The sequence below is a fragment of the Bacteroides intestinalis genome, assembly GCF_003464595.1.
Lineage (GTDB): Bacteria > Bacteroidota > Bacteroidia > Bacteroidales > Bacteroidaceae > Bacteroides > Bacteroides intestinalis_A.
Genome location: NZ_QRZF01000003.1, coordinates 117,977 through 136,977 on the forward strand (window position 1 = coordinate 117,977; position 19,001 = coordinate 136,977).

General features: G+C 40.2%; 17 protein-coding genes and 1 riboswitch. Of the genes, 4 read left to right on the forward strand and 13 right to left on the reverse strand.

Annotation, left to right across the window (positions count from 1 at the left end; genetic code table 11):
• Positions 1-121 precede the first annotated feature (121 nt).
• Positions 122-937: a hypothetical protein gene (locus tag DWW10_RS05315; RefSeq protein ID WP_259320416.1), complete on the forward strand. Its 816-nt coding sequence runs from the start codon at positions 122-124 to the stop codon at positions 935-937.
• Positions 938-965: 28 nt separating this feature from the next.
• On the opposite strand, the gene DWW10_RS05320 is transcribed toward DWW10_RS05315, so the two are convergent.
• A complete protein-coding gene (locus DWW10_RS05320; protein WP_007667484.1) occupies positions 966-1,277 on the reverse strand; it encodes a type II toxin-antitoxin system RelE/ParE family toxin in 312 nt (103 codons plus the stop codon).
• Complete coding sequence (locus tag DWW10_RS05325) at positions 1,262-1,453, reverse strand: hypothetical protein (protein ID WP_007667482.1); 192 nt, start codon at positions 1,451-1,453, stop codon at positions 1,262-1,264. Before DWW10_RS05325 ends, DWW10_RS05320 begins: the two co-directional genes overlap by 16 nt.
• Positions 1,454-1,580: 127 nt before the next feature.
• Between DWW10_RS05325 and DWW10_RS05330 the strand changes: the two genes are divergently transcribed.
• Entirely contained in the window at positions 1,581-2,492 is a 912-nt protein-coding gene (locus DWW10_RS05330; protein ID WP_022393657.1) for a DMT family transporter, read from the forward strand.
• A 66-nt stretch (positions 2,493-2,558) separates the two neighbouring features.
• Here DWW10_RS05330 and DWW10_RS05335 read toward each other — a convergent pair whose 3' ends face one another.
• The 3 genes from DWW10_RS05335 to DWW10_RS05345 are packed head-to-tail and all read right to left on the reverse strand — an operon-like array spanning position 2,559 to position 6,175.
• Complete coding sequence (locus tag DWW10_RS05335) at positions 2,559-3,221, reverse strand: thiamine diphosphokinase (RefSeq protein ID WP_022393656.1); 663 nt, start codon at positions 3,219-3,221, stop codon at positions 2,559-2,561.
• 38 nt (positions 3,222-3,259) lie between these two features.
• Complete coding sequence (gene pnuC, locus DWW10_RS05340; protein ID WP_022393655.1) at positions 3,260-3,862, reverse strand: nicotinamide riboside transporter PnuC; 603 nt, start codon at positions 3,860-3,862, stop codon at positions 3,260-3,262.
• A gap of 3 nt (positions 3,863-3,865) precedes the next feature.
• Positions 3,866-6,175 carry a TonB-dependent receptor gene (locus DWW10_RS05345; RefSeq protein WP_118421467.1) on the reverse strand — a complete coding sequence of 770 codons (2,310 nt, stop codon included), beginning with the start codon at positions 6,173-6,175 and terminating at the stop codon, positions 3,866-3,868.
• Positions 6,176-6,209: 34 nt separating this feature from the next.
• A riboswitch (TPP riboswitch) is annotated at positions 6,210-6,306 on the reverse strand.
• Between the two features lie 257 nt (positions 6,307-6,563).
• Here DWW10_RS05345 and DWW10_RS05350 point away from each other — a divergent pair.
• Positions 6,564-7,436: a mechanosensitive ion channel family protein gene (locus tag DWW10_RS05350; RefSeq protein ID WP_118222869.1), complete on the forward strand. Its 873-nt coding sequence runs from the start codon at positions 6,564-6,566 to the stop codon at positions 7,434-7,436.
• Positions 7,437-7,540: 104 nt separating this feature from the next.
• Here DWW10_RS05350 and DWW10_RS05355 read toward each other — a convergent pair whose 3' ends face one another.
• The 6 genes from DWW10_RS05355 to DWW10_RS05385 all read right to left on the reverse strand — a co-directional run bounded on the left by DWW10_RS05355 (position 7,541) and on the right by DWW10_RS05385 (position 16,429).
• Complete coding sequence (locus tag DWW10_RS05355) at positions 7,541-7,789, reverse strand: hypothetical protein (protein WP_007209479.1); 249 nt, start codon at positions 7,787-7,789, stop codon at positions 7,541-7,543.
• 182 nt (positions 7,790-7,971) lie between these two features.
• The gene (locus tag DWW10_RS05360; RefSeq protein WP_022392973.1) at positions 7,972-10,599 is read right to left on the reverse strand and encodes a secretin and TonB N-terminal domain-containing protein; all 2,628 of its coding nucleotides are present in this window, start codon (positions 10,597-10,599) and stop codon (positions 7,972-7,974) included.
• A 201-nt stretch (positions 10,600-10,800) separates the two neighbouring features.
• The gene (locus tag DWW10_RS05370) at positions 10,801-11,772 is read right to left on the reverse strand and encodes a FecR family protein (protein WP_118421469.1); all 972 of its coding nucleotides are present in this window, start codon (positions 11,770-11,772) and stop codon (positions 10,801-10,803) included.
• A gap of 278 nt (positions 11,773-12,050) precedes the next feature.
• Entirely contained in the window at positions 12,051-13,892 is a 1,842-nt protein-coding gene (locus tag DWW10_RS05375; protein WP_259320417.1) for an LruC domain-containing protein, read from the reverse strand.
• A gap of 199 nt (positions 13,893-14,091) precedes the next feature.
• Positions 14,092-14,643, reverse strand: a complete 552-nt coding sequence (locus DWW10_RS05380) for an RNA polymerase sigma-70 factor (RefSeq protein ID WP_118421471.1) — start codon at positions 14,641-14,643, stop codon at positions 14,092-14,094.
• A gap of 148 nt (positions 14,644-14,791) precedes the next feature.
• Positions 14,792-16,429 (reverse strand): rhamnogalacturonan acetylesterase, encoded by a 1,638-nt coding sequence (locus tag DWW10_RS05385; RefSeq protein ID WP_409012351.1) that lies wholly within the window; start codon positions 16,427-16,429, stop codon positions 14,792-14,794.
• A 375-nt stretch (positions 16,430-16,804) separates the two neighbouring features.
• Here DWW10_RS05385 and DWW10_RS05390 point away from each other — a divergent pair, with 375 nt between their 5' ends.
• A complete protein-coding gene (locus tag DWW10_RS05390) occupies positions 16,805-17,155 on the forward strand; it encodes a DUF1622 domain-containing protein (protein WP_007667463.1) in 351 nt (116 codons plus the stop codon).
• Between the two features lie 230 nt (positions 17,156-17,385).
• Here the strand turns inward: DWW10_RS05390 and DWW10_RS05395 are convergent, their stop codons facing one another.
• Positions 17,386-18,234: a 23S rRNA (adenine(2030)-N(6))-methyltransferase RlmJ gene (locus tag DWW10_RS05395; RefSeq protein WP_022391416.1), complete on the reverse strand. Its 849-nt coding sequence runs from the start codon at positions 18,232-18,234 to the stop codon at positions 17,386-17,388.
• 66 nt (positions 18,235-18,300) lie between these two features.
• Entirely contained in the window at positions 18,301-18,879 is a 579-nt protein-coding gene (locus DWW10_RS05400) for a Crp/Fnr family transcriptional regulator (protein WP_118421472.1), read from the reverse strand.
• Positions 18,880-19,001 lie beyond the last annotated feature (122 nt).

Below are 19,001 nucleotides of genomic sequence, written 5' to 3' on the forward strand. Positions count from 1 at the left end.
GGAAAACACACCATCTACTTGTGGCAAACGCATCATCTGTTTGCATGAAACACATGATGGAATGCATAAATCTGCTCTTGACAAAAAATCAGTAACTACTCAAGGATAATATTATTATAACATGAAAAAAGGCCTCTGCCAACTATGTTGGATTGTTTTTTTATACCTTTGTACCCATATTCAATTTCTGGTTTGTATTAACCATAAACAAGATAAAAACATGTTTGTATCGTCAATGTCGTCCGAAGAGTTATGTGCTGAAGCACTGAAAGATTTTTCAATATTGCAGACCAAAATCGATTTATTTATGGATCGTTGTGGAAAGCGCTACAGGCAAGAACACTTTATCGGAAGATTTGTTAAAAGAATGGTAGTCACGACAAAGCGGAATAATTCTTGGACCATTGCCTTTCTTGCTCTCAATGAAGGTATTTCACTTCTTATTTACGCTCCGATAACCGGTCAGGAAACTTGCGGATATATTGCATTATCGAGCAATAAACATCCTCTTGTTCTTGAGTATACTCCACATTTTATGCAGAGATATAGAGAACGTTACCTCAGGTATTATAATCTGGAAACTGGTAATTATAATGCATTTGAGTTTTTTAGCTTGAAAAATAATAATACTCTTTATGTCAGGCAACCTGATAATTCATACTATTTTATATCAGAGCAAGGTGTCATGATTGGCAGGCTGGTGTCAGAACGCATGATAAGTCACAGGACTTATATCGGAGATGATAACCTGTCTCTCCGTAAAAGGATTATTCTTGATGAAGAATACAAAAACCTCTGTGCTGCAAACGCACTTCTCCGTTTGCCTGATAATTTGAATTTGGAAACAGTACGTAATGTTGCCAGTCAATACAACTTGGGTGATGAGTTCACACAAAAATGGTATGCATGGCATGCGATGGAATTTGTTCAATCATAATTCGCTACTTATTTACTTTTTTTACATCTCATTCCTTTTTGGGGATTACTTTCAGTTCCCCCATTTTTAGTCGGTTGTCCCATAGTACAACAACTTCTATCTTCTTGAGGCTATGTCGATAGAAAAGTGTATATCCCGGGTGAGGAATGATGTAGCGTATATTTTCTATTTCTGTTGTTTGTCCGATGAACGGATTCATGCTGATGCGGTGTAATATGTTCTGCAATTGTACATAGAGCACTTCACCAACCTCATTATTCCCATTCTTTAGTTTTAGTATCTGGAATGCTTCCTTCAACTGTTTCTTGGCGACGAGCGACCATATTACTTGCTTAGCCATTCTGCTACCTCCTTGTTTATTGTTAAGTTATTCTGTCCTTCGCGGTTATCCAATTGGCAGCAGGCAGTTTCAACTTCCCGGCGCAGTTGATGAGAGAATACGAGCACTTGTTCTTTGCTCTTAGGTTCATCTTGCGTTTCGGTACGCAGTGTGTCTTTTTCTTCTTTACTTTTCATAGGGCTATCCTTTTTTGTTTTTCATAGAACATCCTAAAGATACGAATAGTTTTGGAATATCCATGCACGTTGAACAATTTTCTTCTCCCTGCGTTCTCTGCCTTGAAACCAAAATTGCGATATCCGAATGAAAGATAAGAAACTGGAGGCCAATTTAAGTTTGGTAGTCTCGCGAATATTTGCGGGATTGAATATGAATGCCCTGAAATTCCTGCTGCCCGTGTGGATGGGTGCATTGACGGGTGTCACGGTGCGTTGTACTTTTGCTGCTATAGCGTTCTGGGTGACAGGCTGGTTTGTGAAAGAAGCACCTATCACACGGCGGCAGCGTATCGGGTTACTTTGTCTGGGAGCATTCGGCATGTATGGTTTTATGTTCTGCTATTTGCTGGGTATCAGTAAGACGACACCCGTCAGTAGTGCCATATTCAATTCCCTGCAACCTATCTGGGTATTTCTTATCTCCGTTCTCTTTCTGCACGAGCGGGCTACACTGATGAAAATTATCGGTATTTCCCTCGGGTTCGGTGGTGCATTGCTGTGTATATTGACTCAAGGCAGCGATGACTTGGCACATGATGCCTTTACAGGTAATATGTTGTGCCTGCTCAGTTCGGTGTTCTTTGCCATTTATCTGATTCTGAGTAAGAAATTGCTGGAAGAGATCGGCTTGGTGACCGTAATGAAATATGTGTTTGGGGGCGCGGCGCTGTCCGGTCTGGTGATATCTACTATCCTGGGCTGGGACGCGCCGTTGTTCGCCGACGCAGCACATGGAACCTGGCACTGGATGCCGTGGATGATTTTGGCGTTCATCCTTATTTTCCCTACTTACCTTAGTTATTGGTTGATGCCCATCGGATTGAAATATCTGAAGACAACCGTAGTGGCCATGTATGGCTATCTGATACTGATTGTGACGACCGTCGTTTCTTATATCGTGGGGCAAGACCGCTTTACCTGGGAACAGGGGGTGGCTATCGGGATGATATGTCTGAGTGTGTACTTTGTGGAGGTAGCGGAGAGGAAAGGTAAGTAGTAATTATGAATTATGAATTATGAATTATGAATTGCCATGCGGCATGACAGCGTAGCAATTCATAATTCATAATTCATAATTCATAATTATCAAGTATTCCCCTTCTGCGTGAATGGTGAATTCTGTTTCCGTGCTTTCGTTCAGTGTACCTTGCCACCAGTTAGTGAAGTCACTGAGAGGGTATACCAAGCCTTCACCTCGCAGGTTATGGGCACCAAAGTTTATGATCGAAATCTGTTGCCCTGGCTCGCTGGGGAAAGAACAGGTGTCATGGCAGGGAATGAAAATACCATAATCGGTCAGCATGCGGACATGAGCTCCGGTACGCATATAATCAATGAGCAGGCTGATATTTCCTAAAGTATGGTCTTCCCGTTTGCCTGTGGCTCCTACGATAGCGATGTTTTTTCTGCCTTGTGATAAAAGGAAGTTTACGGCTTTAGTCTGGTCGTTGGTCTCCTGGTCGGAGATGTAATGGAGAATATGACTATATTTCCGGCGGTTCTCTTCACTCAGGGAATCTCCGTCACCGATAATAACATCAGGTACGTTGCCGCAATCTATATAAGCATCTGCACCGCCATCACAACAAACGATATAAGGAGCGTTTGCCAGTACCTGCAAAGGTATGGGATGGGTCGGATAATCACCATTGGCTAAGATAACTGCTTCCGGTTCACCACAGAGAACACAGAGTTCCACTGAATTCTTATTATTATTTTCTTTCATCATTGTTTCTTTTATCACCCTATCACCTTAACACCTTATCACTCTACCACTCTTCCCATCATCCTCTTCCATTTGAAGTAGCCAAAGATAGCGATTATTGTATAAAGAGCATACAGTCCTGCTGTGAAATTGAGGTCTTTGTAAACATAGAGTCCTGCACTGACAATGTCCACTACAATCCATGCCCACCACTGTTCTACATATTTACGTGCCAGCATCCACATGCCTACGATACTGAGGGCAGTGGTGAAAGAATCAAGCCAGGGTACATTACTGTTGGTAAAACGAATGAGTATCCAGGCAATGCCGACAAAAGTAACGGCGAATACAATGCCGAGGGGCAGGTAATATTTCATTGGCATACGGGTAATGGGAAGTTCCTGCTGTCCTTCTTTGATACGTAGATGAAGTTTTCGTCTTACAAAACTGCCGTATTTCCACATCATCCAACCGTAGACGGCCGCCCCCAGATAATAGATATTTATTCCGAAGTCAGCATACAGTCCGGCATCGTAATAGACGAAAATGTAGATAGCAGGCATGATGATGCCCGCTATCCAAAGATAGATACTTGCCCGGTATTCTAACCAGAGGTAGACAAGACCGACGATGGTTCCGATAATTTCGAGAGTTTGTTCCATGCTTTAAAAACTCAAAGAGATATGTCCCAGAACATTGGTTCCGGCTTGTGCCGCATAGGTTGCATAGCTGTAACGTTCTTTTTCTCCTGCATCATTGAGGGAATATCCGCTACCTGCGAAACCATTGTTTTCGTATGTTTCATTGAATAGGTTATATATCGTACAACCCACTGTGACTGACTTCATGCGAGGCAGTTTGAAGGTATATGCCAGGTTCAGATTGCTAACGAAGTAAGCATCCAATATTTGGTCATCACGTTTAGCATTGGTCATATACTGTTTGCTGACGTATTGGGATTGCAGGGCTGCTTCAAACCCTCTATACGTATAACTGAAACGATTGTTCAGAATAAAGTCCGGTGAGAAAGAGATAGGAGTATTGCCACGATCTATTTTCCAGGCTTCGGTAGTAGGCTTTTCCCATTCGTACAGTGTCTCGGAGAAGTTCTCTACACGGTTACGGCTAAAGGTGGCATTGATATCCCATTGGAAACCACAGTTCAGTTTCAATCCGGCCATGAGTTCTATACCCATGCGATAACTGTCGGGTACATTGGCTGCTACAGCTTCGCCAATTTCATTCTTTTCGCCTGTCAATACCAGCTGGTTTTTATAATCCATGTAATAGAGATTAGCGCCCAGATTTAACCATGAGTTGGCAAAGGTATATCCCAGTTCATAGTCGAATAAGCGTTCTGCTTTGGGATGTTCGGTTAGTTTTCCGTCGGTATAGTTATTGCGCGTAGGTTCTTTATGGGCTACACTGAATGAACCATATAGACGGTTGTTAGTATTGATCTGCCAGAACAAACCAGCTTTCGGGTTGAAGAAGTCGAACTTATCTTCAATATGCAAGGTTTGAAGTGCGTTCGTATCATCGTTCCATTTGTCATTCTGACCATGCATCTTGTAGGTGATGTGACGATATTGCAGATCGGCGTATGCACTGACACCACCACCTAACTCATAGTTGGCTTTCAGATAGATATTTCCATCATTTTTAGTAGCGTTGTTGCGGTAGTAATCATTATCAGGATTCAGTTGCCCCAGATAGTTCTTCACCCACAGTACTTTACCGAAATGGTCGCCATCATAACGATTCAGACCGCCACCCAGTGAAGCATTCAGTCGGTCATTGGTATAATTTACGGAGAAGATTCCTCCACCAAACCAGTTATCCATTGCTTTTTTACGAACAAGATCGCTTTTGGTTACGTTTTCTCCACTTACTTCATAGGGTTTCATGCCATATTCTACCAATTTACGTCCAATCTTGTATTCCTGATAATATCCATCTCCTTTGGTATAGTGCAAGCCGGCATTCAGACGCCATTGCGGAGTAAAGGTGTGGTTGACTAACAGGTGATAGTTCTTTTGTACATAGTTATCTGTCTGGTCATCATAGAAGTGGAAAGTGCCACCATTTTTGATCAGTTGATCGGCTTCTTTGACACCATAATCGTAATCAATCTCCGGTTGATGTATCCCTCCGCTTTTATCTTCAATATACATGTATCCGCAAGAGTTGAAACGGCGTCCGAATGCTGCCATTTGATCTTTGCTGGCATAATTCCATGCATGATAAGTGCGCTCTTTTCCGCCGAAAGTGATCAGTTTCACCGATGTGTTGTCATTATAATATCCACCCTGGGCATAGTAGGAATTTAAGCCAACGGATGCCCGGTCTATATAGCCATCCGAACTGATATTGGATAGCCGTACGTCAAAAGACCAATGTTCGTTGATAAGTCCGGTACCTACTTTCACCGTCTCTTTGTGAGTATTGAATGAGCCGTAAGATGCGTTGATTTCGGCATATGGTTTCAATGAAAAATCTCCTGTCTGCATATTGATACTACCACCGAATGCACCTGCACCATTGGTGGAAGTACCTGCGCCTCGTTGCACTTGTAAGTCTTTTACGGAAGAGGCAAAATCAGGCAGGTTTACCCAGAATACGGTGTGGCTTTCTGCATCATTGATAGGAATACCGTTGGCGGTGACATTGATTCGCGTGCCATCTGTGCCGCGTATGCGCAAGGTGGTATAACCAATACCGGCACCTGCATCACTTGTTGTAATGGCAGAAGGTATCATGCTTAATAAATAGGGCAGGTCTTGCCCGAAATTCTGCTTTTTAAGTTGTTCTTTACTAACATTGGTAAACGCCACAGGTGTGGTTCCCGTGGCACGGGTAGAGATAACTTCTACTTCCTGCAGGTTTATCACCCGCAAGCTGTCTTTCTCATGCGTCTGCGCACAGACACTCAGCGTTGCCATCAACAGGCAGGCCGCCATTGCATGTTTTCTCATTACAATTTTAACTATTAAAGATTAATACAGAAAAGGGGAACTTTTCTTCTTTTCCCTCCGCCGGCACTACCCGGATCAGGTCAATGGGTATGATCTCAGCCCGTCATATTAGGGCACCCCTTAGTTGAAATCGGGGGCAAAATTAAGTGTTTTCGCTGAAACACGCAAATCGAGTGAACGATAACCGGAAATATTTGTTACTTTTGCAGTTGACAAGGTTTCAGTTGACAAGGGAACAAGGCAAGAATGTCAGGCTTTTCATGAGAAAATGATAGGTAAGAATTGTTTGTGAGACTATCTCCCTTGTTCCCTTGTCAACTGAAACCTTGTCAACTACGAAAGTTGAGCTTGCGAAACTTGAATTATTAACTTCAAACGAACAAATATTATGTTATTATTTTTACAAGCAGCGGCTCCTGCAACTGAAACTGTTGTGGAAGACGGTTTTAGTAAATTGCAGGTATTTCTCCAACAGTTGATAGACTGGGGAGTGAATGCGGGTGGCCATATCATTGGTGCTGTATTGATCTTTATTATAGGACGTTTCCTTATTTCTTTCCTTAATAAAATGTTGGCCCGCTTATTGGCTAAGCGACATGTGGATGCCAGTATCCAGAGTTTTGTAAAGAGTCTGGTGAACATCTTGCTGACTATCTTATTGATTATTGCCGTTATCGGTAAGTTGGGAGTGGAAACGACTTCATTTGCTGCCTTGCTGGCATCCGCCGGTGTAGCTATTGGTATGGCATTGTCCGGTAACTTGCAGAACTTTGCAGGTGGTCTGATTGTATTGCTGCTCCGTCCTTATAAAGTAGGTGACTTGATTGAAAGCCAAGGCATCACGGGTACGGTTCGTGAGATTCAGATTTTCCATACGATCCTGACTACCGGTGATAATAAGATTATTTATATCCCGAATGGTGCGTTGAGTAGTGGTACTGTGACTAACTACAGTCGTGAAGCTACCCGTCGTGTAGAATGGATAATCGGTGTGGAGTATGGCGAAAACTTTGATAAGGTGGAAGAAACTACCCGTCGTATCATTGCTGAAGACAAGCGGATTCTCAGTGATCCGGCTCCTTTTGTTGCCCTTCATGCACTGGATGCCAGTAGCGTGAATGTGATTATCCGTGCCTGGGTGAAGAGTGAGGACTATTGGGGAGTTTATTTCGATATGAACAAGACCATCTACTCTGTGTTCAATAAGGAGGGTATTGGTTTCCCTTTCCCACAGCTGACGGTACATCAGGCAAAGGATTGATAGTAGTCTGGAATTGATTACCGTAAATGAATAAAGGGCATAACAACAACTTGTTATGCCCTTTATTCATTATAGTTAATACTCGTGATAGTTTTTATTGCAAATCACATTTCATATACTCCGAGTTCTTCCTCTATGGCTTCGCATTCATCTTTCTCTATATGCAGTAAGCGATTGATTTCCCTTCGCTTTTCGAGATCAGTGAAATAACTTTCTACTACGGTATACAGGTCGAATCCTTTGGTGGAACCTGCTGCCATGTCTAATGACTCTACCATTTTCTCTACTTCCCTGTGAATGCGTTCCTTGTTGATGAAATGCAACTCATTACTATGAATCAGATACTTTTCCATGATCGTTGGTATTTAAAGTTCTATGGATATAACGTCTGTCGTGAACGGTTAGTTCATACAAAGGATGATAATTCATTCCGGTACTGTGAAATTTCCTGATACATCTTCTTTGCTTTTATCGGGGGGCAATAGAATATTTTCGCTGTAAAATGGTGTAAGCAATAAGTGTTCTCTTTCATAAATTAAAAGTAGATTTTATAACTGATATTCGGAATCATACCCGATCCGTCTTCTTTCTCTATCTTATGGGTCTTTTCGTTGTACTGGTAAAAGTGCATACCTGTGCGCATACCTACATTTAGCATTTTAATGGAAAACTCATGAGATATTTTCCTTTTGTTGATTCTATAACTGAAAGAAATATCACCATTGAGAGAAGGATTAAATTTCTTGCTGTAAGCTCTGGTTTCATCAAATTTGATATCATGTTCTATCAGGCTTTTCTCTTCGTCTACAGGAGTGTAGCGGTCGCCACCTTGGAAGAAGATACGTCCGTTAAGGCTTAGTACATTTTGTTTATTGCGTCCCACCATCCATTCTTTTCCGGCAAGTACGTTTAGGAGGTAGTTTTTGTCCAACCGTGTGTTGCGCCAGATATGATCCCCGGCTTTGTATCTCGATTTAAAAAGAGAAGCCGTTATCATATAGTAGAAACCATTTTTCATGTATTGTTCTAATGTGATGTCTATACCGTAGTTCACTCCGGAACCTCTATTCTTTAATATTCTTTCCAGGTAGAAGCTCTGATGGTTGATGATAGAAAAGGAAGAATTCTCTTCAACGGGAATACGGAATAAATATTGATAATAGGGTTCCACTTTTAAGTGTATATATGAGTTGATGTTCCAGTCGTATGTAAGCCCAAAGTGATGAGCCTTTGAAAAATTCAGATATCTGTTGGATTCAGTTTTTCCATTGACCTCTTGTTCTACAAAGTAGTAGTCAAGTCTTTCTCTTCGACTGTGCAGGCCGTATGCCAATGCCAGGGCATGTTTCGGATTGAAAGTCCATTTCAGGGCTGCTCTGGGTTCTATGGTCCAGTTCTTATTTAGAGTGAAGTATTGCGCAGTGATGCCCAGACTGGTGGTAAGATGATTACTTAGGTTGATGACAGAACTGCTGTAGGCCGAGAGTACACAACTTTCTCCGTTCCCTTTTGAAATCTGTTCCATAGGTATATCTAAACCAAAATTAGGACTGATTTTGTAATCCAGATCGTATTTAAGTCCTGTGATTGTGATACCTGTCCGGTTGATGTGGTTGGAGCTGAACTTCTTGTTCAGATAAGAATTGAAAACGATATCCCATTTGGAATTCCGGATATCTCCTACATGGACCAGTTTATCATCTTCTGTCATCTGATCAGCTTCTGTGTGATCTTTTGCATAAGTAGCGGCTAATGAAGAGTGGATATAAGTATCCGTATTGATAAGATACTTGTGAGTAATTCCTCCTGCTGCTTTATCAAATGTTGTATTTCCGGATTGCCGGTCACTTTGTGTTTCCCATTCATCACGATCGAGAATCTCCGGTTTATAGCGGTCAATCAGTCCGATCCCCCAGATAGAGAAAGTTCCGGCCTTCCGGGTAGGAAAATTCAGCTTAAATGATAAGTCCTGATATTTGAGGTTCATGTCATTTCCTGTAGCTAAAGAAGTAGTAGAGAAGCGGTAATTAAGGATATAGGAACTTCCATGCTTCTTGCTTATCGGGCCTTCCGATGCCAGGTCAATACCCAGAATACCCAACTGAAATGTATGTTCGTACTTCTGATTGTTACCATTTCGTATTTGCATGTCGAAGATACCTGATAACGCATTGCTGTATTCGGCAGGGAACGCACCGTTGTAGAAATCGGAGTTACCGATCACCTGTGTACTCAGGGCCGAAAGAAAACCTCCACCCAGTCCGGTAAGGTCAGCGAAGTGAGTAGGATTAGGAATTTCTACACCTTCCAACCTCCATTGGGTAAACTGGGGTGAATTTCCTCTGATAGCTACAGCGTTGGTTCCTACATCTCCTGCCACACCTGCAAATGCAGAACTCAGACGTGCCGGATCATCAAAGCCATTGGCAAACCTGCCTGCCTCTTCCATACTGATCATACGTCCGCCGGTAATGGCCATTGCATTCAGGGGCTTATCTTTCTTTATCTCCGGTTGTATGACGACTTCCGCCAACGAATGAACATTCTCATCCAATGGGATTTCCATATATACTTCCTTGGAAGAGGTTACAGGTATTTCATTGAAAATATTGGCATTATATCCTACATAGGAGGTTTGTATATTGCATCGTCCCACAGGAACATGATCTATCCGAAATCTCCCCAGACTATCTGTTGTACTGCCCAAAGAACCGCTATTCATAATTCTTACAGTCGCAAACTCTATAGGTGTATTGGTTTTGGAATCCAGTACGATTCCTCTGACTGTTTGGGTAGGTTTCTCCGTTTTTTCCTTGGTGGATTTCTGTTGTTCGTTGTCGGATGGAGTGATAATGATATGGTAGCCTGTTATTTTGTATGAATACCGGGTGTCTTTCAGGATTTGTGATAACGCCTTGTCAATACTCTGGTTTTCTAATGACAGGGATATTTTCTTCTTTACATCTACAGTCGACAACTCATAAGCTATGCTATATCCGGTTTGTAGTTCTATCTCGGCAAAAGCTTCTTTCAGTGATATGTTTTTATTTTGTATGGTGATTTGCTTTTTGTCATTCTGTGCTGTGGCATTAAATGATAGAAAGGCAAAAAATAAAAAAAGGAGTATCTTATTTATTTGTTTATTAATGGTTATTCGGTTCATTATTGTACATTTTTATAAGATAAGCTGCATTTCGGCAGAACTTTTTCATGCAAGCATGAAAGTTCTGCACTCAAATTGCATTATCTTTGTATGGTTGATACTTTATTTTAGTTCACTTTCAAATAGAGCATTAGCATTTCAGAACCGGGTTGAGGGTCTCAAGCTGCAATCCGGTTCTTTTTCTTCATAGGCAGTTTCTTTTTATTGTTTTTTGATTAGTTCTACTTTGTTTCCTTGCTTTTGATAACTGAAGCCAATCATCTCACTTAATACAGGCAGTATTTCTTCCAGATTTTCATCTTTAAGGAATCGGACGGTATATCGTTTGGAGGCAGGGATGTTCATTGTATGATTGATAGTCACATTATAACGTCTTTCAAGTGTTTGCAGGATCTCGGTGAAAGGTGCATCGGTAAATATCAGTTTACCCGTGATCCAGCCATCTGTATCGGTTGGGGAGACTTCAGTAATGTTGACGGCGTATGTTTTTTTATCGTATGTCAACTGTTCATTAGGCTTTAGTATCCGTGGGTCTTGGGTGGGAGGGATAACTTCCACTCTACCACTTGTCAGGGTAGTGGTCACCAGTTCATCATCAGCGTAAGCCTTTACGTTGAATTTAGTTCCTAATACTTTAACTGAGAGTTGGGAGGTTTCTACAATAAACGGTTTACTTGTGTTCTTCCGAATAGAAAAATAAGCTTCGCCATCAAGGTGTACAAGGCGTTGCACTTTCGAAAACTCTTTCGGATATTTGACTACAGTTCCCGCATTCAGCCATATTTCAGAACTGTCCGGTAATAAGAAGTGTTTCTTGTCACCGTATGCAACTGATATTTCAATCCATTTATTTTGTGTGGAGGTATAATATAGATAGCCTCCTGTCATCATAAATAGTGGAATCAGAACGGCTGCAATACGTGCCAATTTCTGATAGAAAGGTCGGTGAACGATTTCTTTATAGTCAATTCTTTGATTTACTCTGTCCAGTATAAGTTCTGTGTCCGGATCGGCTTTTGCTTCCAGTTCATTCCAATATTCCAGTGAGGCTTTTTCTTTTTCCTCAATATCTTTATCTTTAATAATCCATTTCTGAACCCTTTCTTCTGTATCGGAAGAGAAACGTCCGGATAAGTATTTCTTAAGAATTCTAGCGATAATATTTTTTTTCATCTGGCTGCATTTTATAATATATACAGCTAACAGATGAAAAGCTCAGTAAGAAAACCGAGTTTTTTTTATTTTTTATTTTAAGGAAGTAGGCTTTCTCTAATAACCGAGAAAAGGAACAAAATAATCTGCACCTTACTAACTCCATATCTCCTCCATACCAACTCCATACCAACTCCACTGTTTTGTTTCCCGTATAGGAGTGGAGCAAGTGCGGGCTTGATATGGATATGGAGAGCTTTTGACCAAAATGAGTTATTGGATTAATTCATTTCCTAACTCTATTGTGCAGGATGCTTATACCAATCTTTATTAGTTTTTCCCTCAGACTTTACCCAATCGTTGAATTGGGGATAAGCTAAGTCGATTCTTACACTTTCATCGGGTGTAGGGAAATCCTTAATACTTGCCAAATTCAGGGCAAAGGGAAATTTAAGCCTGTTCATTACGTAGTAGAGGCCTTCATCAGGGCGTGAAGCATCGCTTCCTGTACCGAATAGACCGAAATCAGCCTTGTCTGTCGGAGGATATTTCACTAAATGTACTTCTCTTCCTCTGCCTTTGTCCGATTCTACAAAGATGAATGGATTATATGGAGGTACGACATTTGCTTCTTCAAGATCGTTCAGTTCAAAACTTATTGTGATTGTCTTTTCGAGCACATCTTTGATATTGTCGAATAATAAGAAAGTAGGATGACTTTGTCCAGGCTCCTGATTAGCTCCTTGCATATATTGGGATTGTCCGGCTCCATCTATCGTTATATTACTTACTTCACCAGATGAGACATTGCTCAACTGGAAACCAAATCCTGATTGAAGTGTACCACCATTATGACGTGGAATGAATTGATTCTCTATCTTATATACTCTGTTATTACTTGTGTTTTTATACACTTTGCATGAATAGTCTATCATCACATCATTCATATCATAGTCACCCATTGATGGCCACAAGTCTTCAAAGGTTAGTGTACCATAGTATGTAGTGAAGTTCTCTGTGTTACTCGGTGGATTTCCGACATCCGGTATTGTAGGTGTGTTGCTTTCGTCTATTGCTCCCTTCTCTTCTATTTGCAGATAAAAAGTGGCGTCATTGTAACGATAGTCATTATTATCCTCGAATCCAATAGCTACAAGTTGGTCAGAGTCCGGCTCTCTTAATGAAATACTTCGTTGTATCCCATCCGAATTTAGGTGGGGAAGTGAGAAACTATTGTATCTTCCATCTACTTTATGTATGATATTTCCTGTATTGAATCCCATTCCTTGCAACCACCATCCGATGGTTACCCCTGCCGGAAATTCATCCTGGAATTTTTCTCCATCCCAATATTTCAGTTGCACCTTGTCTCCACTAACTAATGCTCCCGTTGCACCTTTTTGGGCAATAGATGTGGCACTGGGGAATGCAATGATTCTCTGCACTTCTGATATACTTTGGGGCTCTTGTCCGGTAGAATAACTAAAGTAACCGACACTGTTGTTCCAGGCAGCGGAACTACTAATGAAGCATAAGTAAACTTTTGTAGCTTTTATGATTTTTATCTCAGAACTAACGCCAGGAGCGAAGAATGCTTTTCCATAATCTCTTTGCTCCATAGCAGTTCCATTGTATTTGACGAATATCTCATTTATGTTATACAACGTTTTTGCATCAGGCAGCACTCTGCCGGGTGTTAGATAAGCAGGAGTTCCGAGGGTACTCCAGTCACCCAAGGTTAGCCAGCCGTCAGGATATTGATGATTGTTAGGTGTTAAGGCTCGGGTAGTTGCTTTTGCAATATACTTCTCCTGATTGTACATGATAGAGTTATCAGTAACTTCTAACTGAATAGGAGAGAGTGTTCCAGCATACTCTGAGTATAACCATACCTCTGACAAAGCAGATTGAATTTGTATCTCTCCGGAAAATTTACCATCCTTATCTGTGGCGGCACGATAAATGGGAGAGATGTCTTTTTTGACAAGTTCCCCGTTTTCATTTTCTATTATCGGATTTTCGTCGTAGAGGTCGAATAAGACAACATAGTCTTTTCCTTCGAATCCATAGTCCACAGACAGGTTTATCTTCTGGTTTAAGTCAAAATCGAAGAACTGGTCTGCCGGAATTTTAACATACACATCATTTTTTTCTAAACAACTTGTCGCTAGTAATAGTGTCGAAGTTATGCAAGTAGCAATAAATAAAAATCTTTTCCCCATAAGATTATGAATATAATAATTTGCAATTATACGAAGAAAAATGATTCTTTGTTATTTTAGGTGAATATATTTTTTCTTTTACTCCTTTTTTAGGGGGTTGGAGCGAAAAAAGAGTGTATTATAACAGTGATAAGAAGAAGCATGAAATTGTTTTCCGTATTTCTTTCAAGGCGAGGCTTAGCTGGCTTTCTACATTTCTCTTCGTAGTATTCAGTTGTGCTGCTATCTCTTCATTGCTTAAACCTTCGTTACGGCTCAGGGTGTATATCTTCTTCCTCTGTTCCGGCATTTTTTCTACTGTGTCGTCTATCAATAGGCCGAGTTCTTTGGCTATCAGGTCTTCTTCCGAAGTGGAACTGCATTCTTGCTTTTGGATATTATCTAGATAGGTATCTTCTACATATTTATGTTTCAGGAAGTTGATAGCAGAGTTTCTTGCTACTGTATGTAAGAAAGAATCAAATGATTTTGAAATATCAATAGAATGACGGTTTATCCAAAGATTCACAAATAAATCTTCTGTAAGCTCCTCGGCATCCGGACCCGACTTGATGTAGCCATATATAAAGGCTTTCGTCTTACCGTAATAAGTGATAAAAACTTCTTCGAAAGCCTTGTGGCTACCTTGCCGCAAAGCTTTCAGAGTTTTGATATCAATCTTATTGCTCATTTATAGTCCAGTTTTGTTTTTTGACAGGAGCAAAAGAAGTGATTATTTGTTTGATGAAGCTATTCTTTTGGATTAATTAACCATGTCTATTTTATTTTCTATTTTCATTCTTGGGGCTGATCATTCCTGCAATGTTTTCATATAACTCCTATTTCAAAAACTTCTTCAGTGGACAATCTGTAGTTTTTAATCCTTCTGCAATACTTCGGGCATTCATTTGTGCTCCTTTCAAAGAAGTGTGTGTATGATCCGTATTGTAGAAAGTTGTGGTTTTCTCAGGTCCTACTTTTTGGAGTTTATCAGCAGATAGTTTATTCAGGTCTATAAAGTAAGCACTGGTTGCTTCTGCCGCTTCACGTGTCCACTTGCCATAACTCTTGGTATTACGCTCTATTTGTCCGTCTTTCCATTTATTGCGGGGGGTATGGCTCAGAACAATGGGAATCGCCCCCTTTTCCTGGGCATCCATAATAAATTTACGGAGATACCAGCCAAAGGTATAGACTACTTGGTATTTTCCAGTCTTCTCCATTAAGAAGACTTTACTTTCGTTTCCTGAGCCATGTAACTCACCGCGGGCTTTTCCAGTGTTGATATCTCCTCCGTCATTGTGTCCGAACTGGATTAATACGAAATCTCCCGGTTTGAGTGCATTATAAACCTTGTCCCAACGTCCTTCGTCCAAGAAAGTACGGGCACTACGTCCTGCCATAGCACAATTCTCTACCGATATTTTTTTCGGATTAAAGATCTCGGCTATTACGCTTCCCCAGCCCCACATGCCATTTTTATCATCGTCTTTGTTTTTGACTGTACTGTCGCCGATGGTGAATACTACCGGACATCCTTCTTTTCGGCTGGAACCAGTGATCGTATCTTGTTCAATTGGTTTCAGATAGTTAGCCAGTTCCAGACCTGCATATTTCCGAATACCTTCGGCGGCAGATTCAGCATTTACTTTTGCTCCGAAAGCACTGGTGTGAATGCGGTCTAAATAGAACATATACTTGACTTTTTCCTTGCCGAATTTCTCGAATTTACGGGCAGTGATATCATTCAGATCAATGAATGGAATCTTTTGTTCTTCGGCTATTTGCTTGGCCCATAGGCCAAAAGTGTGATTGACGCGTGTGATAATCGTACTATCCTTGTCTTCCCAAGCATTGCGGGGAGTCAGGGAGAATAGGATAGGATGGGCACCTTTTGCTTTTACATCCTGTACGAAACGGCGCATATATTCTCCGTAAGAGTATACAGTTTCCTGTACTCCGGTTTCCTGAATAGTGACATTCAGGCTATCTTTACCGATACCTGGTATGGAGGCACGTGCACGACCGCTATCATAAGGGCCGTTGTCGTTATGTCCCAGTTCAATAATAACCCAATCTCCTGCCCGTACACCTTTAATAACTTCCGGCCAGAGACGGTTATAAAAGGTACGACTGCTTGTTCCCCCCAGTGCATGATTTTCTACAGTGATTTTATTTGAATCAAAATGATCGCCGGCATAATATCCCCATCCCCATTGTCCATTATTACCATTCCCTAAGGTTCCGGTACGCATAGTAGAGTTACCCACTAAAAATAAAACGGGATTATTTCCTTTTCTACTTGACCCTGCTACAGGTCTTACTGTGTGGGCTTTATTTAAACTATCCAGTGTGTTGTCAATAACTTGGTTGACGTCTTTCATGGGTGCAGTAATCTTGTTCTGAGCTTGTACAGACAATCCAAAGGCAAATGTCATACCTACTATCAAATAACTGTAAAATGTGTGTTTATCCATTTTTCTATAACCTTAAATTCTTTGTTTGTGCAAAAGTAGGCGAAATATAGGTTCCTGTAAATGGAATATTATTCATAATTACTGTCTTTTTGTACACTCAAGTGGGATTCTTTTAAAATAGAATCCCCAGTTTTATTGAAATTGAGTTGTGACGGAGCTTTTCTTGGAATTGATTGTCGGGTTGAAGAAATATCCACCATTTACATCTTTTTCAGGAGCAAATGAATATCCCATACTTACATTACAGGTAAGGCACCTATCGTTGCGCTGTTGCGAGCTGGTACCTGATATCTGCAAAGACCGGTATCAAAGCTTTTTCATAAAAATCAAACATTAAAGCATTTTGCAATGTTATATTAATAAACTTCAATCGGCATGCTTACTACTTTCTTAAATACATTAGCTACAATAATCAGTGTGACAAGTCTTCTAATTGTCACCTATGGAGCATTAATCGGAATAATATCTTTTCTGATCAATGAGTTCAAAAGGTTCACGGGTAAGTATTCGACTACTAACATCCGAAAATTACGGGCAACTTTCGGAACTTATTTGTTGCTCGGACTTGAATTCTTAATCGCATCAGATATTTTAAAAACAGTATTGGAGCCAACTTTGAATGAACTGGCTATTTTAGGTGGTATAGTTGTTCTGAGAACTATCTTATCCGTCTTCCTGAACAGAGAAATCAAGGATCTGGAGGCTGAAAGCGAAAAAGATCAATGATGCTGTAGAAAGTGGAATTCTTTATGTTAATTGTTAACATAAAGAATTTGAATAGTTAACAACTTCCTTCATTCTATTAAACCATGTTATAAATGTCCCCGTTTAGTCTTGGAAATTTGGAGATATCCTGAAAGTCCGTATCTTTGCAATGTGTTTTTCATAGTATTAGATTTAAGGTTAACAAAAGATTGGCTGTCTGGGATAGATAGCCTTTTTTTATGTTGGTATGTTTACTTTATACTATCTCTGTATAGTCTCCCATCATAACTTTTATATTTAGTGTCACTGTACATGCAAACTAACATATCGCTATAATCCCAAATTGCTTTATTGGCTTCCTGAGATAAGTTGGTAGCTAAAATGCCGCTTCCCAATATACCCGGGTTACAAGGAATCGCATCTTTTCTGATTGAATTCATGATTAACTCAATACAGGTATATTCTTTTATGCTTTCTTCCTCCAGTCTATTCACTATATATTGGTTAATGTGTATTTTGTCATTTTCAGTCATAAAACCGTACCACAATAGGCATTTCATACCTGCTTGGGTTGCTTGTATTAATACATCCAGATAGGTTGTTCCCGATATTCCCTTTTTATCAATTTCATAAGGATCGATATGGAGGAAGGAAGATTGGGAAAGTGAGGGTAGTAGTTTTATAACCCCTTCGAGTGAATCCGTATGACAGGTCTGGATATGTGATTCTAATTTCACTTGTTTGGCATAGGATTTTATATTTTCTAAAGCATCTTTTTCTATATCAAAGAATATATATTGGGATGTTCGTTCTGCCAATGTATTCATTGCTAAAGCGGGAGAGCCTAAATAGTTTCCTTTTGCCATTTCTGTGCTTTCCAGCTTGTAATAAGGAGATTCCCTCAAAGGTTTTTCTTCACGGGCTTTCTTCAGGAAATGGTAAATGCCGTATTGCTGTTCCGGGGTATGCGCCATTTGATAAATGGCGGATGCTGAATTCGTTTCTATGTATATCTGCGGTTTTTCGATTTGAAGAACCTCACAAAGCACCAGATGTTTGAATACATCAGCTTGTTTCCCATAATGAGTGTAAGTTGCCATACTTTTATGATTTATGTTTATGGCGGCAATATTAAGCTATATAAAGTGAAAAAGCCTTGACCAGAGTCAAGACCTTTCGTTATACAGTTGCTTTTTTCGTATTCTGCTGAGGGTTTCGGGAGTTATGCCAAGAAACTGGGCTATTTCTTTGAATGAAAGCTTTTCTTGTAAACCGGGGCATCGTTTCATTAATGCATGATAACGTTGTTCCGGAGTATCGCAATAAAATCCCAATAGTCGTTGGTATATTTCTGCAAACATGGTTTCGGCTATTTGCCTTCCTAATCGTTGGGTGTCCATGTCTGTTTCCCAGAATTGATTAAGTTTGCTCAAAGGGAGGAGATAAATCTCACATTCGGTAGAAGCTTGTATCGTGACTGTGGAAACTGTCTGTTTTATGAAAGAAGGATAATCACAAACAAAATCATTTGCAAAGCTATAGCCTACTATCCATGTATTACCATTTGCATCTGTATGAGACAAACGGAATATACCGGATACGACAAAGCCTATCTGATTGTTTTTCTCATTTTGCTGTACCAGATATTCGTTCTTTTTAATTTTCATCAGGAGCCCTTCTTCCAAGAATAATTTTTCAAGTCTTGAGGTATCCGGAGGACTATCTTTTACATTAAATTTGTCCATGATTATCATATTAGTACATACGACAAAGGTACGAAGATTACAGAATAAATGATATAGTTCTAAACTAAAATAAGTACTGAATAATATTATATATTATTTATAAATAACGTATACTTAAGAAA

Bases quoted from the DNA above. Each gene is read 5' to 3' on its own strand.
- DWW10_RS05315 (WP_259320416.1), top strand. From the start codon at position 122: ATGAAAAAAGGCCTCTGCCAACTATGTTGGATTGTTTTTTTATACCTT.
- DWW10_RS05320 (WP_007667484.1), bottom strand. From the start codon at position 1,277: ATGGCTAAGCAAGTAATATGGTCGCTCGTCGCCAAGAAACAGTTGAAG.
- DWW10_RS05325 (WP_007667482.1), bottom strand. From the start codon at position 1,453: ATGAAAAGTAAAGAAGAAAAAGACACACTGCGTACCGAAACGCAAGAT.
- DWW10_RS05330 (WP_022393657.1), top strand. From the start codon at position 1,581: ATGAAAGATAAGAAACTGGAGGCCAATTTAAGTTTGGTAGTCTCGCGA.
- DWW10_RS05335 (WP_022393656.1), bottom strand. From the start codon at position 3,221: ATGAAAGAAAATAATAATAAGAATTCAGTGGAACTCTGTGTTCTCTGT.
- pnuC (WP_022393655.1), bottom strand. From the start codon at position 3,862: ATGGAACAAACTCTCGAAATTATCGGAACCATCGTCGGTCTTGTCTAC.
- DWW10_RS05345 (WP_118421467.1), bottom strand. From the start codon at position 6,175: ATGAGAAAACATGCAATGGCGGCCTGCCTGTTGATGGCAACGCTGAGT.
- DWW10_RS05350 (WP_118222869.1), top strand. From the start codon at position 6,564: ATGTTATTATTTTTACAAGCAGCGGCTCCTGCAACTGAAACTGTTGTG.
- DWW10_RS05355 (WP_007209479.1), bottom strand. From the start codon at position 7,789: ATGGAAAAGTATCTGATTCATAGTAATGAGTTGCATTTCATCAACAAG.
- DWW10_RS05360 (WP_022392973.1), bottom strand. From the start codon at position 10,599: ATGAACCGAATAACCATTAATAAACAAATAAATAAGATACTCCTTTTT.
- DWW10_RS05370 (WP_118421469.1), bottom strand. From the start codon at position 11,772: ATGAAAAAAAATATTATCGCTAGAATTCTTAAGAAATACTTATCCGGA.
- DWW10_RS05380 (WP_118421471.1), bottom strand. From the start codon at position 14,643: ATGAGCAATAAGATTGATATCAAAACTCTGAAAGCTTTGCGGCAAGGT.
- DWW10_RS05385 (WP_409012351.1), bottom strand. From the start codon at position 16,429: ATGGATAAACACACATTTTACAGTTATTTGATAGTAGGTATGACATTT.
- DWW10_RS05390 (WP_007667463.1), top strand. From the start codon at position 16,805: ATGCTTACTACTTTCTTAAATACATTAGCTACAATAATCAGTGTGACA.
- DWW10_RS05395 (WP_022391416.1), bottom strand. From the start codon at position 18,234: ATGGCAACTTACACTCATTATGGGAAACAAGCTGATGTATTCAAACAT.
- DWW10_RS05400 (WP_118421472.1), bottom strand. From the start codon at position 18,879: ATGGACAAATTTAATGTAAAAGATAGTCCTCCGGATACCTCAAGACTT.